Here is a 16,899-nt window from a genome sequence, read left to right on the forward strand (position 1 = left end):
CTCCCATAAAGTAGTTCGTCCAATTTTAAATCTTGCTGCCACTGTTTCTCTGCTTTCTCCTTCGTCTAGCGCTTCCATTGCTTTTTTCCTTAAGTCATAACTATATGCTGCTGGCACTCANCCTCCTTATCATCTTCTATCCTTATCTTATCACATCCGGACTTCTATGAAAAGAGCTATAACTGCTGCTATCATCCGCTTGCATTTGATCTATATAGTTAGATTCTTCTTCCTGTATAGTATTTTTTGCGTTATCCTCACCAACCGTTCCTTTCTCCCCAGACTTGGCTTCACTCTCTACCACAACTTCTTCGTCTACTTGCTCATCATCAATTGTAAATTCAGTACCTATCTGATTGCTATCTTCCTCCAATTCATTAGATAATTTTTCAGATAGCTGGTCACCACTCAAATATGGTTCCTTTGAATATTTAGCATAATTATGGGGATCGGTTCTGTTTTCTGAATAAAACCCACTTTCAAAGTCTGAGTAGGAGCTTTGATTGAGCACAAAAAATAAGTTTTCATAATTAACCAGCATATCACTATCAGGGCTAACAAAATTTAAATATTCATCGCCTTCCCATTCTGGGTGGTGTCTATACTCTGCTATGTAGTATTTACTAGAGTCGAGAGGTATCTTGTCACCTTCTTCCCCATCAAGTTGTAAAACTACTGCTGAATGCCCATTACCTAAATCATTACCTTTTACCACTTTGAATATTTTAATCTCATCCTTTTCTACAAGTTCTTTTAACTCCTCGTTCTTTTCATTTAACTCTTCCTCCCTTTGTCTTTCTGCTTCTCTCTCTCTTGCCAATCTTTCTGCTTCTTCATCAGCTTTCTTCTGCAGTTGTGAGAATACATTTTGTAATATATCTTGTGTGGTTAAGCTATTTGTGTTGCTTAAAAAATTATCTAACACATTTGATGCAATTGGTGACAATTCACCGTGATCATCAAATACTTTTTCCTTTGCTTTATCATAGTGATTTGGGTTATAGATTGCATACAGAGGATAAAAACCATAATCTGCAATTGACGCTCCGTCAGGTGATAGTTCCATTGAGAATCCATAGTAATTAAGTGGAAGATTGGAGGTTAAATATTTACCGTTATCATCCCTAACGTGTAGCTCACTTCTACCATTGTGCTCACTATATTTGTTGTAGTAGATATAAAAATTCTCATGGTTAAGATTGAAGTGATCATCTAGATTATCGAATTGAATTGTACTGCCAAGCTTCTCGCGCAAAAGATTTTTGCTTTCATCTGTAAGCTTTATATGTGCAGAAAAGTAGTATCGATCTATAGGTTCGCCTTTTTCTATTTCAAAGTTCAAAGTAATCTTGTCGTTGACCATTGGTAGCCTCCACAAATTCTATAAATCATTTTATTTATCAATCATACGGTCTGTACTATGAAAAATGTGTTAAACGTTAAGATTTTCTCTGTACCGATTCATCTATATTGCCAAGCTTAATAAAGTTACAAGCTCTTTAAAACAATGTTAAACTCAATCACTATGGCAAAAACAGTTGACGTATTACTACCACTTCCAATTGATCAGTTATTTTCATATGCAATTGAGGAAAATACTGAGATTTTACTTGGAGATTACGTAGTGGTGCCATTTGGCAAAAAACGCTTAATCGGAATAGTTTGGAAATACAGTGATAAAAGTAACCGAGAATTAAAATTTATTGAGCAAAAAATCGATTTACCAAATATTAGACCAAAATTGATTGCATTTGCAGAGTGGGTTGCACAATACAATTTAATACCTATTGGTATGCTTGCCAAAGTGATAATGGGAGGAGTGTTAAAAGTAAATCACATAGATAAATTGGTTTGTGTTGAACAAAAGCAGGAAACAAGTGAAATAAGTTGCCAATTAAGCCCTGAACAGCAGATAGCTAGTGATAAAATAATCAGCAATTTGAACGAGTATTCAGTGACTTTGCTTGACGGTGAGACAGGATCTGGAAAAACGGAAGTTTATCTCTCTGTGATTGCACAATTGATTAAGAATTACACTGCCGTTCCAAATGCTGCTCAGACTTTACCATCCCAGTGCCCAGAGACACAACTGTACGAACATTGTGATTTGGGTCTACCAAGAGGGTGTCATCCGAGTAGCCTGACACTGGGATCCAGTTTTTCATATAACCTCATTACAAATGTTTATTTTAACTTAAAACCAATACCTAATTTACAATCAAAATTCCTGGATTCCAGTGTCAAACACTGGAATGACACCTTTATACTCAAGGCAAAACCCACTGTAACATTTAGCATACCGTCTTTGCCACGTACTAGTATGACACCAGAATATGTTGAAATGACATCAGGAGAAGGTAATACACAAATTTTAATCCTCCTACCTGAAATTGTTTTAACTTCACAATTGGTAAATCGTGTTCGCGGTCAGATATCAAAAAACTTAGTTGAATGGTACTCAGGGCTCACTCCAAAAACTCGCCGGAATAATTGGCTCAATATAGCAAATGGAAATGCGCAGATAATTATTGGTGCACGGTCAGCGCTTTTTTTGCCTTATAAAAACCTAAAATTGATTATCGTTGATGAAGAGCACGACTCATCTTTTAAACAAGAACAGGGAATTATATATAATGCTCGAGATATGGCGATAATCTTAGCCAAATTTGAAAATATTCCGATTATTTTATCATCAGCTACTCCACTGCTTGAAACGATTCATCATGTTAGAAACGGGAATTACAATCATGTAAAGCTAACTAAACGATTTGGTGGTGCAGAATTGCCACTCATTAAAGTAGTAGATATGAGGAACAACAAGCAATGGATCTCCTCTGAGCTTTTTGAAAGCATCAAACAAACCATAGAGAAAAAACAGCAGGTTATGCTTTTTCTAAACCGCAGAGGGTATGCACAACTGGCAGTTTGTAAAAAGTGTGGATATAAAATTTCCTGCTTAAATTGTGCTGTTTGGCTTACATATCACAAGAAAAAAAATGCTCTTTTGTGCCACCACTGCTCTTATCAATTGAAACTTCCAGAAAAATGCTCTAATTGCCAAAGTGAACAGCCGTTGTCCCTCTACGGCATAGGAATTGAAAAGTTACTTGAAGAAATGGTGAAATTAATACCAAACGCAAAAACTGCGATGATAAGCAGCGATCAAAAGTCGGTTAGTAACGTAATTGACTTAGTGTTGAAAGAAGAGGTGAACATTATAATCGGCACACAAATAATTGCTAAAGGGCACAATTTTCCCAAATTAACTTTGGTTGGAGTAATGAATGCAGATTTGAGCCTCGAAAATTCTGATTTGAGAGCAGCGGAAAAGACGTATCAATTATTGCACCAAGTTGCAGGCAGGTCAGGAAGGTTTAATGAAAAAGGAATGGTAATAGTGCAAACCAATAACCCTGAAAGTTCAATAATAAAAGCATTGCTGCATCAAAAAAGGGACTCATTTTATGAAATTGAACTTAAGTCAAGACGTGAAGCCAAAATGCCACCATTTAGCAGATTAATAGCGCTTATCATTTGTGGTAAGAATCAGATTGCAACACAAAAAGCAGCGAATGAAATAGTAAAATCTCTTCTTTGTCATCCAAGTAGCTTAACTACTTGTATCCAGGAAAAAAATGTAGGTGTAGACAAAAAGGAATTTGAAATTCTTGGCCCATCACCAGCAGCGATAAATTTTTTAAATAATAAGTATCGGTATAGGGTATTATTAAAAATACACAATAAACACAGTTTATCTATACAAAAAAAGCTGAAATATTGGATTAAAAATTGTAACTTGAATTCGAGTATTGCAGTGATAATAGATGTTGATCCTGTGAGTTTTTTTTAACGAGTTCCGTTAAGCCTTCTTGCCAATTACCACAACATTCTTACTGGGAAAAAAATAATCAGGTACAACCATATTTTTTGGTGCAGGACCCCCAATCACTCGGCCTGATGTATCATAATATGAACCGTGGCAAGGACAGAACCAACCATTACCATCTCTTGTAGCGTGGTCAACCGGTACACACCCAAGATGTGTACATATTCCGATCATGATTAACCATTCGTCTTTTCCTTCGTATACTCTCTGCTCATCTAATTGAGGATCCCTCAAGCTCTTCACATTCACAGCTCTTGCAGCCTCAATTTCTTGCTTTGTGCGTCTACGAATGAATACTGGTTTACCTTGCCACTTTACTTTTACTCCATGTCCTTCCTGAATTCCAGACAAATTCACTTCCACTGTGGAAGTTGCTAGAACTTCAGCAGAAGGATTCATAGATTTAACCAGTGGCCAAAGTCCACTTGCAGCTCCTATACCTGCCATAGCGCATGTAGTTAATGTTATAAAATCTCTCCTACTCTTATTTTTAGTAAGATCTTTAACAGGAGGTGTTTTTTTATCCTCTTTGTCTGCCAGTGGTTTTTTATTTTTAGTTAAATTTTTGTCCATTGATCTTTACTTAGCCATAAGTATATATTTTAATTTAAATACTGCGTATTAATCAACAAAAACTTGCGCTTTTTGTTTAACCTGTACTACAGTTGAGAAGAGATAGAGTTTTCAACTTCAGAAATACTATCTTCAGTGGAATCAGGATCTTCAATTTTCGCTACTGACACCACCTTTTCTCTACTTTCTGTTTTAAATAGAGTTACTCCCTGAGTGCTACGTCCTGCAATCCTGATATCATTTACTGAAATACGAATTAACTTTCCTTTATCTGTAATAAGCATTATATTATTACCCTGCTCAACTGGAAAACTAGCAATAACATTACCATTTCTGCTAGTAGTAAGAATATTGGTGATACCAACACCACCCCTATTAGTTATTCTATACTCATACGCAGAAGTTCTTTTACCAAAGCCATTTTCAGTAATAGTTAATATAAACTCCTCATTCACTGCAAGTTTTAAGAATAATTCGTTATCTATTCCTAAATCATTTAAAGTCTTTTCCAATTTATAATCAATGGAGGTATTAATTGCAGTTCCCAGTCTTTTTGCAAGTGGAACTTTTAAGTAAAGTTCTTTTGTTTCTGTTGCTACACCTATCCCATTTAATATGGTCATGGATATCACGCTGTCATTCTTTGCAAGTTTGATACCTCTTACGCCATCTGAATTGCGACTTTTAAATTGACGCACATCACTTACAACAAATCTGATACTTTTGCCGAATCTTGTTGAAAGAAAAACATGATCAATTGCATTGCATACTTTAACCGATATTAATTTGTCTCCTTCATCGAGCTTTATTGCTATTTTTCCATTGCTTGGAATATAGTGAAAGTCCGCTAAAGAGTTACGCCTTATGTTTCCATGAGCAGTAGCAAAAACTATGTTTTGATTTTCGTCATTTTCACTTGGCAATGGCATGATATTAGTTATAGTTTCACCATCGCTAAGCGGAAATATGTTAACAAGTGCTCTTCCACGTGCAGTTGGTTCTGCAAGAGGCAACTTATAAACTTTTAATCTATAAACTCGACCAATATTAGAAAAGAATAAGAGGCTAGTGTGGGTATTCCCAACAAATAATTTTGTGATTACATCCTCTTCTTTTAATCCTTGTCCTAGCTTTCCTTTTCCACCACGACGCTGAGTGCTGTAGTGAGAAAGCTTCACACGCTTGATATAACCATTCATAGTTACGGTTATCACCATATCCTCTTGTGGAATTAGATCTTCAGCTTCAATGTCCGTATCTGATTCCTCTATTGAAGTTTTTCGCGGCACAGCAAATCTGTTCTTTATTTCTTGTAGATTGTTTTTTATTTCCTTCATCAACTTCTCTTCTGAGCCAAGAAAAGCGATATATTCTTTTATCAGGTTGATCATTGAACTTAGCTCAGCTTCTAATTTGTCTTTTTCAAGGCCTGTTAAACGCTGCAGTTTCATATCAAGGATAGCTTTAATTTGTAGCTCAGTTAATCTATACACTCCATCTTTCAAAAAGCTTGCGCTATCTGAAATCAACTCGATGATAGTGTTGATTTCATTCGAAGTTTTCCATTCTTTATTTAAAAGTTCTCTACTTGCTTCCGCAGGATCTTTTGCACCGCGGATGATTTTTATCACTTTATCTATGCTGAGGACCGCAATGTAGAGCCCTATATATATATGAGCTTTTTCTCTCGTTTTTCTTAGACGAAATTCTGTTCTCCTGATTAACACTTCTTTTCTAAAGTCAACAAAAGCAGCTATGATTTCTTTTAACGACATCAAAGCAGGTCTGTTGTTATTGAGTACTAAAGTGTTAACACTAAAACTACTTCTTAGTGGAGTTAGTCCCAATATTTGATTAAGTATAAAACTTGCTTCAGCATTTCTTCTGAGGTCAATTACTACTCTAATACCAGACTTATCGGACTCATCCCTAATTTCTGTTATGCCATCAATTCTTTTTTCTTTTACAAGCTCACCTATCTTCTCAATTAATTTTACTTTATTTACCTGGTAAGGTATTTCATCAATCACTATTGCTTGCCTATCTTGTGGCAGGTCTTCTATGTGAGTCTTGCCTTGCACAACAATTGATCCACGACCCGTTGCAAATGCTGATCTTATTCCAGACCTTCCAAGAATCGTTCCCCCAGTTGGGAAATCCGGCCCTGGCATCACTTCAAGTAACTCATCCAAAGTAACTTCAGGATTATCTACATATAATATACAAGCATCTATTATTTCTCCAAGATTATGAGAAGGAATATTGGTTGCCATACCAACTGCAACACCACTTGCACCGTTTACCAATAGATTCGGAAACTCTGCAGGCAGCACAACTGGTTCTGTTTCATTTCCATCGTAGTTTGGCCTAAAATTAACTGTATCTTCATCAATATCATTCAGTAAAAAGTGCGACACTTTTTGAAGTCTTGCTTCTGTGTATCGCATTGAAGCTGGTGGATCTCCGTCTATCGAACCAAAGTTACCTTGCCCATCAACAAGTGGTAAAAGAAGAGAGAAATCTTGGGCCATTCTAACCAAGGAATCGTAAATAGCTGCATCACCATGTGGGTGATATTTCCCCATTACATCCCCTACTATACGAGCTGCCTTTTTATATGGCTTACCAGCATCGAATCCAGCTCTCGACATTGCATATAATATGCGCCTATGAACAGGTTTAAATCCATCTCGCACGTCAGGTATAGCCCGGCTTATGATAACGCTCATTGCGTAGGAAAGATAAGAATCTTCCAGCTCTTTTACTATTGAGATTGGTACTATATTATCCTGCATTTTCTATACTTTAATTGAAGTAATTAATAATACTAACATTCAGTTAAGCAAATGGGCAATGACAGACTTGAACTGCCGACCTCCTCGGTGTAAACGAGATGCTCTACCAGCTGAGCTAATTGCCCCTTTAGATCTAATTCTATAGCTCAATATTATTATTGTAAACAAAAATAGCGATAAATTGTATCCGTTCAGCCAATGGCGTCAACTTAAGGAAAAATATCAGCGATAGTGTATAAAATTTCTCTCTAAAACTTTTACCATTAAATTATCCAAAGAGTGCAAGGGACAGCACTTTTGTTTCTGTTTTATTTCAACACAGAAGTCTAAAATGTGTCCTTAAGTTGACGCCATTGCCTGAACAGATACGATAAATTAGCTTTAGGTAAGCTATAAGCTTTTATGAAATCTTTGGGTGCGTGCTGTGAAGTTTTATAAATTTTAGTCTTGCTGTCACTTTGTATAAAGGTATTTTTTCACTCACATCTTTCGAAGTTGTAGCCATGTTTAACAACTTTAAGTAGAATATTGTAGCATTTTGAAAATCTGAAAGTTTATCTAGAATAACAGCTAAATTATAAGTATAAAAAATATTGTTTTCATCGAGGGAAATAGCAGTTATCATATACTCTTTACCTTTTACATAATCCTCCTTTTTCATATAGATCAGACCTAAATTTGCTAATAAAGGAGCATAATTTTTATGTATATCATACAATTTTAACATTTCACTCAACGCCAGATCAGGATCATATTGTGAGATTATCGTCAGAAAATTTTTTAATATGTAAGGGTTACTAGGGTGTTCTTTTAACAGTCTTGTGTAAATCTCTACAGCTTTTTTGTATTCTTTATTAGCGTAATAAATATTTCCCAATCCAATTAAAGCATTTTTATGATAAGGAAACTTTGCAATGATCTGATTAAGGAGAGAAATAGCTGTTTCATTATCTCCTGATTCAAAGGAATCTTTTGCTTTTTTTAAAGTAGAGTATATGTCAAAACTCTTGCCAGAATTCTGCGCAATTTTGATGTTAAATTTATCACTTTTTCTCTCAATAACATCAAGATCTTTATATTTTTTATCAGCTTTTATATGCTTGACAACACTATCAAAGGCCTTCTGTATCTCCAAATTTTCACTAGCATAGGTAACAGAAGACCTCCATAAAATCACAACGCAAATTAACATGCAGATAAACATAGGTCCTAGTGTTGTGGCATTGGCTGCAGCGTGTAACCAGTAAACCTTATTTCTTTGAGCTATATGCAACACATTACAAATTCATAAATGCTAAATTACCTATCTCATACAATAATAAAGATATTATTAATTAGCGGGACGAACATGCTGTGTAGCCTTTCAGAATGCATTTATCTTTTGTCTTCCATATTTCGCTTTATTTCCACAAAAATGCTTCGATTTATCTTAACATTTTGTCAACTACCTTTATAGGAATGACAATTTAAAAGGGCATTTTTACATATTCCATATGGCTGCCAGTTGCACCCCTCACATGCGTACTCGAATTTCTCTAAAGACATTTTCTCCCTAATCTTTTCTACCGCTTCACTCCAGGTCAAAGTCTCGCCAATTTTAATTCCTAAAATTTCCATACGCCTTCTATCTAGCTCTAAAACTTTAGCTTGTGTGGTGCATTTACCTTGTTTAGTCTGATTTGGACAAGCACTACAGATATTATCAAGGTTACCAACTACTTCGATTTGAGTACTAATTACTTTGCTTGCTATCCTTTTATAATTTTCTACAAAACCCTGAGAATACCCATATCCCCGAAACGCGAGGGTGCACATGAAATGATGAGGGCGGAATTTTATCATTTTTTCAAATATTGCAAAGCTGCTACAAGTAGAAAAATTTTTACCAAACCAGGAAGGATAAATGGCAAAACACCCACCATTATTGCTTGTCTCAGACCCAAGTAAACAGCAAGCCAACTAACACCACAAACAAAGATTATAACTGTACCAGCCAGACAACTTAAAGAATTACACACAAATGATTTATACTTAGAGTTCAGTAATTCATTTACTTTGCTCATTACCATAACGGCAGCTAAACAGCCAATTAAATATCCACCTGTTGGTCCGAGAAAAATGTGATAACCACCAGAAAAATTCGCAAGAACAGGCAATCCTGCTGCACCAAGTGATAGATATGTAAGCACAGAATAAAATGCTGTTCTGCGGTTAAATTTAAGCCCAATAAGCATTACTCCTAAAGTTTGCAATGTGATAGGCACAGGCTGCAATGGTATGCTTATTTGAGCCATCAAGAATAAAAGTAAAATGCAAGACAATATTTCAGCCAGTGTTGATCTGCTGCTAGATTGTGTTATAAACATACCTTCCCAATAAAAATAACTTATTAAATGTAATATATGTGTATGAGAGGTTTTGCAATTTAAATTTTGCTTATATTGTGCTACAATGAATTATTTATGCACTATTAAATTAAAAATGATGAGTAAACAAGATCTATTATCGTTGATGAAAGCAAGACACAGCGGACGTTCATACGATCCTACAAGAGCAATATCTCAGGAAGACATGGATATTTTAATGGAAGCTGTAAGGCTGATTCCCTCATGTTTTGGTGATGAACCCTGGAGATACGTAATATGCAACAAACAGAACAATCAAAGCGCATGGGAAAAGCTGCTAAATTGCCTTGATGAATCTAATCAAAAATGGGCAAAAGATGCACAAGTGTTAATCATATCTTTAAGTGCTAAAAACTTCCGTAAACAAGGTAAAGGAGAAAATCTTTGGGCTAATCATGATACTGGTGCAGCAAATTATGGACTTATGTTACAAGCTGCAGTTATGAACTTAATGGCCCATCAAATGGGTGGATTTGATAGAGATAAAATAGTGAAAGAGTTCAATATACCCAATGACTTTAACGTAATGTCAGTGATAGCGGTTGGTTACGAAGAAGAGGGCGCTGAAACAAGTAAGAAAAAAAGGAGACCAATAGAAGAAATGTTTTTTTATGATGAGTGGCCAAGGTCCTGAAAATTTTATCAAAATGCACGGCACTGGTAACAACTTCGTTATCATAGACTCACGTTCAACAAACAATTTAGACTGGAACCATAGACAAATTGCTGATCAAAGCAGTTGTGATCAAGTGATAATTATAACAATGTCTAATGCTGCAGACTGTTTTATGCATATCTATAATGCTGATGGCAGTCGAGCTGAAATGTGCGGAAACGCAGCACGCTGTGTTGGATATTTGATAATGTCAGAAAAAGGTACTGAGTATATCACTATTGAGCTGGTAAACAAACGCATTTTAGAGTGTTTTAAAGTGGGTGATAAATCCATAAAGGTTAACATGGGCAAACCTTTGCTAAAATGGCATGAAATTCCCTTGTCTACTGAGTGTGACACTCTTCACTTACCTATAGAGCTTGAAATGCTAAAAGATCCTGTTGCAGTAAATATTGGTAATCCTCACATAGTTTTTTTTGTTGATAACGTAAATGAAATACCATTGCAAAGTTTAGGATCAAAGTTGGAAAGTCACGTATTATTTCCTCAGAAAATTAATATTAGTATTGCACAAGTTGAAAAGTCTGGAGAAATAGCTTTAAGAGTTTGGGAAAGAGGTACAGGCATTACTGCATCATGCGGTAGTGCAGCCTGTGCAGCACTTGTTACATCCACACTACGTGGATATCTGACTGTCCAACAGACTTCAGTAAATTTACCAGGAGGGAAGTTATTAATCGAATGGGCAAATAACGTATTCATGACCGGTGATATAGGGTTTTTGTGACCCTAATTCTAGTGATGCATTACTTCCAATACCTTCTTACCAATTACTGCAGGGGTTTCAGCAATTGCAATCCCGGCACTCCGCATAACTTCTAGTTTTGCACCAGCACTTCCACCGCTGGAAGAGATGATTGCTCCAGCGTGTCCCATACGTCTTCCTGGAGGTGCCGTTTGGCCTGCTACAAAACCAACGATTGGCTTTTTAGTTTTTTCTGTTTTCACAAAATGTGATACATTTTCTTCTTCGTTTCCACCTATTTCACCAATAACTACAATACCATGAGTATCGTTATCTTTTAAAAAGAGCTCCATACAGTCAACAAATGTCATACCATGAACTGGATCCCCCCCAATTCCGATACATGTGGATTGACCAAGACCAACAGCAGTTGTTTGTGCTACTGCTTCGTAAGTTAAAGTTCCAGAGCGAGACATAATTCCTATGTGTCCACGCTTATGGATATGGCCAGGCATAATTCCTATTTTGCACTCTTCAGGCGTAATAATTCCCGGGCAGTTGGGACCAATCAATCGACTTTTTGAATCAACAAGCGCGCGCTTAACTTTCACCATATCAAGTATAGGAATGCCCTCTGTAATACAAACTATCAATTCTATTTTTGCATCTATTGCTTCAAGTATTGCAGCAGCAGCAAATTTAGCAGGTACATATATAACTGTAGCATTTGCACCGGTTTTTTCTTTGGCTTCTGCTACAGTATTAAAAACCGGTAAACTAAGGTGAGTGCTACCACCCTTTCCAGGAGTTACACCGCCAACCATTTTCGTTCCGTAATCAATTGCTTGCTCTGAATGAAATGTGCCTTGTGCACCAGTAAAACCCTGGCATATTAATCTTGTATCTTTGTTTACTAAAACGGACATGCTTTATTTTACCTCTTTTACTATCTTTTGTGCAGCATCACCCAGTTCATCTGCAGCAATAATATTTAATCCCGACTCTTCTAAAATTTTTTTTCCTTCTTCAAAATTAGTACCTGATAATCTAACCACTAGAGGAACTTCAATGCTCATTTCTTTTGCAGCAGCAACAATTCCACTTGCAATAATATCGCAACGCATTATACCACCAAATATGTTAACCAGAATTCCTTTTACGTTGCTATCAGACAATATAATTTTAAATGCTTCAGTTACAGTTTCTTTACTCGCTCCACCACCAACATCCAAAAAGTTAGCAGGCTCTGCTCCGTAGTATTTTATTATATCCATTGTTGCCATAGCAAGACCTGCACCGTTTACCATGCAACCAATACTGCCATCCATTTTGATGTAACTGAGCCCATATTTTGAAGCCTCTATCTCTTCTTTCACTTCTTCATCATAATCACGAAGTTCCATAATTTCTGGGTGACGATATAAAGCATTGTCATCGAAATTAATTTTCGCATCGAGCGCAATAAAATCTCCAGAATTTGTTTCAACCAGTGGATTAATTTCAATTTGGCTCGCGTCAGTTGCAATAAACGCATCATATATTTTTTTTGCAATGTTCGATATTTTTTCTATTTGTTCTGGACTCAAATCAAAACTGCTGCTTAACTTGCTGCTATCAAAACTTGTAGCAGAATCAATATCAAATTTCACAATTTTTGCAGGAGAATTTTTCGCCACTTCTTCAATGTCCATTCCACCTTCTGAGGAAAATATGAATATTGGACTACTGAGCTTCGGGTCGATTACCAGGCTTAAATAATACTCTTTCTTAATGCTTGAGCCTTCTTCAACGTACACTTTTCTTACTTGCTGCCCGCTTGGCCCTGTTTGATGAGTAACTAAAGTCATACCAATCATGTCCTTTACAAACTGTTGAGCTTCTTCAACTGACTTTGCTAGCTTTACGCCACCGGCTTTACCCCTACCACCTGCATGAATTTGAGCTTTAACTACAAACACGTCAGATTTTAATTGACTTACTTGAGTCTTTACTTCTTCTGCAGATGTAGCAATAAAACCTTTTGGCACTGGGACATTAAATTTATGCAAAACTTCTTTCGCTTGATATTCGTGAATATTCATAAAATAACCAATGATAAACTATTAACTTGAGTACAAACTACCAACCATAACGTTGCCTTCTGCACTCTTGTTGGTACCTCTTTTTTTTAGCTTCAGCTTTCTTTTTAGCTCTTTTTTCTGATTTTTTTTCATGATATTGTTTTTTCATTTTCAACCCTCTTCCTTCCTTTTGAATTGTTTTTTTCAATACTGGAAGAGCTCTGTCTACATCACCATAATGGACTGATACTTCTATCAAACTCTATACCTCCTTCGGTAATCATTTCAAAATCTATTTATAAATTAGAAAATTAACATTGTCAATTATTTTATAAACTTGAGCGTTAAAATGTAATATGCCATAATTTACATGGTGAATAATGTCATTCCAGTGTCAGCTACTTGCTTACTGATGGAGATTACTCTTATGTTACAGCGTTCTTACAATTATACTAACATCGGGGCGGAGAGATTTGAACTCCCGACCCTTTGGTCCCAAACCAAATGCGCTACCAGGCTGCGCTACGCCCCGACTTCTTTACTCAGAGTATCAATAACTCAGGCAAAATGCAAGATTCATTTGTTTACTTTAGAAAAAATATAATATGAGATTTAATATTATCTTAGAATATGTTTTTTATTAGCTCCTCTTTAACAACAGACTGCTTCGTAGAAAGTCTACAGGGTTTTTGTGCGCGCAACACTGAACCAGATTTCTTTATCTTAGCCATATTTAAAAATCTAGCTACACCAATTGGTGAAAGTTAGTGCAGCAACCACAGCGGTATCGACTCTTAAAATTCTTTTTCCTAGACTCAATTTTTGACAAAACTTATCGGCAAGATCAAGTTCATAAGATGAAAAACCACCTTCAGGGCCAACAATAATAGCAACATTTTTCTTACCTTTCAGCACTTTATCAGCTTTACCTGTTTCATCACATAAAACAAAATTTTTACTCTGGGAATCAGGTAATTTGCAAAAGTTAATAGGAGGCAAAATCTCTGGTATACTCATCCTACCGGATTGTTCCGCTGCTTCGATTGCTTGTAATTTTGCTCTACTTAGGTTAATGTTTTTTACTACTGTACGTTCCGTTGAAATAAATTGAATGCAAGTTATTCCCATTTCAGTTGCCTGTCTTACTATGTTGTTCAAAGCAGCACTTTTTACCATGGCACAATACAGGTATAAATTTTCCTCATATTGCTGTTGTTTGGCACATTCTTTGAGTGTAATTTTTGTCAATTTACGCGATATATTAACTACTTCTCCTAACCATTCTCCATCTTTTCCATTAAAAAGAGAGAGATTATCATACTTCTTAAGCCGCATTACATTGCAAATATAGTGACTTTGTTGTGGATTAAGTGCTAAACTCACGCCTTGTGATAAAGCTTCTTCAACATAAAGCCTAATTTTTCCCATTTAAAACTTTAATTATATTCTATTTGAGTGACTCTTACGGGATTTGAACCCGTGTTACCACCGTGAAAGGGTGGTGTCCTAACCACTAGACGAAAGAGTCAACTTGAATCTAACTAGGTTATATCGATTACATATATAAAGTCAATTCAATTATTTTGAATCACATAGTTAGAGGGATATATCAGTAATCTTATATCGACAGCCTCCTATTACTCCATGCTCAATACTCACTGAACCTATCTCAGATTTAGGAGCTAATTCTAATTGTTGTTCAACTTTTGTATCGGAATCATAGCCAGAATCGTAGCCAGAATCTCTACGCTCATATTTCTGCCTTATTTCTTCTACACTAAAGCCAGCCTTGGTCTTAATTTTTTGATCATTAGTCTGTTGCTGACTTATCGACTTATTAGCACTTAGCTCATTTAGCTTCACTTGCCAATCATTCACTTTATCTTGCACTAACCCATGGCAAGTTCCAGAATTAGCTTTTATGTCTTTTGCTTTTCTTTCTGCTCTTTTCTTGGACAAATCTACCCTAGCATAAATAGGTTCTGACGACTGTTCTGGCTCTTTCTGTTTTAGGCTAGCAGGCTTTTTTTGTTCTGAAAGATTATCTATAGTGCAATAAATAGGTTCTTCTGATATACTCAAATAACCACTATCTTCCAATGATAAATTTTCAGTGGATTTTTTATGTGAATCATATATTTCAGCATAAATAGATTCTTCTGATACACTCAAATAACCATTCTCCCCTAATGAGTTACTAACCTTAGCATCATACACCTCAGCGTAAATTGGCTCTTTTGAAGGCAAAGCATCATAATTAGTGCTCTTTGGCTTATACTCAAAAGTTCTAGGAGGTTTTTGAGGTGGTATTACATTGTTGTTCACCTCAGCGTACATAGTTATTGGCTCATATTCAGAGGTTCTAGGAGGTTTTTGTTGTATAGCTTCAACATTCAAATCATCTGTAGAATAATACTCTGCGCCTTTTCCTAGTAAAAAGGAAACTGTGGGGTGAAGAATTATCTCTGCTGGTAAGTTTTTCTCACTATCCAATTTTAGATTTTTTGATTCTGCTAAACTCTCAATAACACGAATTATAACATTCTTTCCATTCTCATCTATTGAGTGGATATCAGCTCCACGATTAATCAGCAATTCCATTATTTTGTGATCTGTAGCATGTCCTAAAGCCTGATTTAAAGCTTGATTATTATTTATATCAAATGATCCTGTATTCTTGAAAGACATAGTCTTTGAAAAGAATTTTCTAAAACTATTTAATGCATCATAGAGAATTAGAGTCAGTTTAACACCTTTTATGTCATTGTTTTTGACAGATTTAATTAAAAAATTATCTATTATGCCCATGATTATACCCCCTATATAAAAGCTCACTACCATGGTACAATTTTAAACTATGATGATTTATTTTCTACTAATAGCAGCTCTCTATAACCACTTAACAAGTGGTGGCATTGACATCATAATTGCATCTGGATTGCCGTCAGTCATTAAACCAAACCTTGTGCCACGATCGTATAACAGATTGAATTCTACATATCTGCCACGTTTTATTAATTGATTTTCTCGTTGTTCTTTTGTCCAAGATTTTTGCATATGTTTACGTATGACGTGCGAATAAATTTCCAAAAAGGCTTCACCTACTGCTTTTGTGAACTCAAAATCGTTTTCCCAGTTGCCAGAACTCAGATTATCATAGAAAATGCCACCAATACCACGTGGCTCTTTTCTGTGTTGTAAGAAAAAATAATTGTCACATTGCTCTTTAAATTTTGGATAATATCCGGTGTCAAATCTATCACATGTCATTTTGATTGATTCATGGATATACTTGCAATCTTCTTCATTTTTATATATTGGCGTAAAATCCATTCCTCCACCAAACCATTGTTTTGAAGTATATATCAGCCTTGTGTTCATATGTGCTGCAGGGATAAGGGGCGATTGCATATGAGACACTAAAGATATACCGCTTGCCCAAAACTCTCCGTTACTTTCACTTGCACCAGGAATCTCATTAATGGCTGAATCTGCAAATTTTCCGTGTACTTTTGAAACGTTTACTCCAACTTTTTCAAAAACATTACCAAAAATAATTGTAGATTCACCACCTCCACCACCTGGGCGATCCCACTTTCTCTTTTCGATCTTTGGTTCTGCGGATGATTGTTTTTCAATTGATAAGAAAGATTCTATGATCTTATCTCTTAGTGCACAGAACCATTTAAGTGCTTGTGTTTTTTGTTTTTCCATAATATCCTCTTACTAGCTTATTAACATTGTTATATCTGATACTTAAGGAACTTAATTAGATTTGGATGGTAATTATCTATCAAAGACGTTAATAAATCTATAATA

16 protein-coding genes and 3 tRNA genes are annotated in these 16,899 nt (G+C 35.7%); 3 read left to right on the plus strand and 16 right to left on the minus strand.

Annotated elements, in window-relative coordinates:
* The coding region (locus ACIPNH_RS03590; protein ID WP_400771409.1) for an IS630 transposase-related protein at nucleotides 1–117 on the minus strand (117 nt) is incomplete at its 3' end.
* Between the two features lie 25 nt (nucleotides 118–142).
* Nucleotides 143–1,363, minus strand: coding sequence for a hypothetical protein (locus ACIPNH_RS03595; protein WP_400771777.1), 1,221 nt, complete (start codon nucleotides 1,361–1,363; stop codon nucleotides 143–145).
* A gap of 144 nt (nucleotides 1,364–1,507) precedes the next feature.
* Here ACIPNH_RS03595 and priA point away from each other — a divergent pair, with 144 nt between their 5' ends.
* Nucleotides 1,508–3,850, plus strand: coding sequence for a replication restart helicase PriA (gene priA / locus ACIPNH_RS03600; RefSeq protein ID WP_410543849.1), 2,343 nt, complete (start codon nucleotides 1,508–1,510; stop codon nucleotides 3,848–3,850).
* A 9-nt stretch (nucleotides 3,851–3,859) separates the two neighbouring features.
* On the opposite strand, the gene petA is transcribed toward priA, so the two are convergent.
* From petA to ACIPNH_RS03630, 6 genes are all read right to left on the minus strand, one after another.
* Nucleotides 3,860–4,459 carry a ubiquinol-cytochrome c reductase iron-sulfur subunit gene (gene petA, locus ACIPNH_RS03605; protein WP_400771783.1) on the minus strand — a complete coding sequence of 200 codons (600 nt, stop codon included), beginning with the start codon at nucleotides 4,457–4,459 and terminating at the stop codon, nucleotides 3,860–3,862.
* 86 nt (nucleotides 4,460–4,545) lie between these two features.
* The gene (gyrA, locus tag ACIPNH_RS03610) at nucleotides 4,546–7,254 is read right to left on the minus strand and encodes a DNA topoisomerase (ATP-hydrolyzing) subunit A (RefSeq protein ID WP_400771786.1); all 2,709 of its coding nucleotides are present in this window, start codon (nucleotides 7,252–7,254) and stop codon (nucleotides 4,546–4,548) included.
* Nucleotides 7,255–7,306: 52 nt separating this feature from the next.
* Nucleotides 7,307–7,379: transfer RNA gene (locus ACIPNH_RS03615), tRNA-Val, on the minus strand.
* Between the two features lie 275 nt (nucleotides 7,380–7,654).
* Nucleotides 7,655–8,530, minus strand: coding sequence for a tetratricopeptide repeat protein (locus ACIPNH_RS03620; RefSeq protein ID WP_007548480.1), 876 nt, complete (start codon nucleotides 8,528–8,530; stop codon nucleotides 7,655–7,657).
* A gap of 164 nt (nucleotides 8,531–8,694) precedes the next feature.
* Complete coding sequence (locus ACIPNH_RS03625) at nucleotides 8,695–9,096, minus strand: DUF1284 domain-containing protein (protein WP_400771790.1); 402 nt, start codon at nucleotides 9,094–9,096, stop codon at nucleotides 8,695–8,697.
* Nucleotides 9,093–9,620 carry a biotin transporter BioY gene (locus ACIPNH_RS03630; protein WP_400771792.1) on the minus strand — a complete coding sequence of 176 codons (528 nt, stop codon included), beginning with the start codon at nucleotides 9,618–9,620 and terminating at the stop codon, nucleotides 9,093–9,095. The genes ACIPNH_RS03625 and ACIPNH_RS03630 overlap by 4 nt, the downstream gene beginning before the upstream one ends.
* 85 nt (nucleotides 9,621–9,705) lie before the next feature.
* On the opposite strand from ACIPNH_RS03630, the gene ACIPNH_RS03635 reads away from it, so the two are divergent.
* Nucleotides 9,706–10,293, plus strand: coding sequence for a nitroreductase family protein (locus ACIPNH_RS03635; RefSeq protein ID WP_400771794.1), 588 nt, complete (start codon nucleotides 9,706–9,708; stop codon nucleotides 10,291–10,293).
* Entirely contained in the window at nucleotides 10,274–11,062 is a 789-nt protein-coding gene (gene dapF, locus ACIPNH_RS03640) for a diaminopimelate epimerase (protein ID WP_179951353.1), read from the plus strand. The genes ACIPNH_RS03635 and dapF overlap by 20 nt, the downstream gene beginning before the upstream one ends.
* A gap of 8 nt (nucleotides 11,063–11,070) precedes the next feature.
* Here the strand turns inward: dapF and sucD are convergent, their stop codons facing one another.
* The 8 genes from sucD to hemF form a co-directional block, all read right to left on the minus strand.
* A complete protein-coding gene (sucD, locus tag ACIPNH_RS03645) occupies nucleotides 11,071–11,946 on the minus strand; it encodes a succinate--CoA ligase subunit alpha (protein ID WP_400771796.1) in 876 nt (291 codons plus the stop codon).
* A gap of 3 nt (nucleotides 11,947–11,949) precedes the next feature.
* Nucleotides 11,950–13,101, minus strand: coding sequence for an ADP-forming succinate--CoA ligase subunit beta (gene sucC / locus ACIPNH_RS03650; RefSeq protein ID WP_400771798.1), 1,152 nt, complete (start codon nucleotides 13,099–13,101; stop codon nucleotides 11,950–11,952).
* Nucleotides 13,102–13,138: 37 nt separating this feature from the next.
* Nucleotides 13,139–13,339 carry a 30S ribosomal protein S21 gene (rpsU, locus tag ACIPNH_RS03655; protein ID WP_006279819.1) on the minus strand — a complete coding sequence of 67 codons (201 nt, stop codon included), beginning with the start codon at nucleotides 13,337–13,339 and terminating at the stop codon, nucleotides 13,139–13,141.
* A 199-nt stretch (nucleotides 13,340–13,538) separates the two neighbouring features.
* Nucleotides 13,539–13,612, minus strand: a tRNA-Pro gene (locus ACIPNH_RS03660).
* A gap of 209 nt (nucleotides 13,613–13,821) precedes the next feature.
* The gene (locus ACIPNH_RS03665; protein ID WP_400771800.1) at nucleotides 13,822–14,508 is read right to left on the minus strand and encodes a 16S rRNA (uracil(1498)-N(3))-methyltransferase; all 687 of its coding nucleotides are present in this window, start codon (nucleotides 14,506–14,508) and stop codon (nucleotides 13,822–13,824) included.
* Nucleotides 14,509–14,536: 28 nt separating this feature from the next.
* Nucleotides 14,537–14,608: transfer RNA gene (locus ACIPNH_RS03670), tRNA-Glu, on the minus strand.
* 68 nt (nucleotides 14,609–14,676) lie between these two features.
* The gene (locus ACIPNH_RS03675) at nucleotides 14,677–15,888 is read right to left on the minus strand and encodes a hypothetical protein (RefSeq protein WP_400771802.1); all 1,212 of its coding nucleotides are present in this window, start codon (nucleotides 15,886–15,888) and stop codon (nucleotides 14,677–14,679) included.
* Nucleotides 15,889–15,969: 81 nt separating this feature from the next.
* On the minus strand, nucleotides 15,970–16,794 hold the full coding sequence (gene hemF / locus ACIPNH_RS03680) for an oxygen-dependent coproporphyrinogen oxidase (RefSeq protein ID WP_264707465.1): 825 nt from the start codon (nucleotides 16,792–16,794) through the stop codon (nucleotides 15,970–15,972).
* Nucleotides 16,795–16,899 lie beyond the last annotated feature (105 nt).

Source organism: Wolbachia endosymbiont of Drosophila barbarae (genome assembly GCF_044752445.1).
Taxonomy (GTDB): domain Bacteria; phylum Pseudomonadota; class Alphaproteobacteria; order Rickettsiales; family Anaplasmataceae; genus Wolbachia; species Wolbachia pipientis.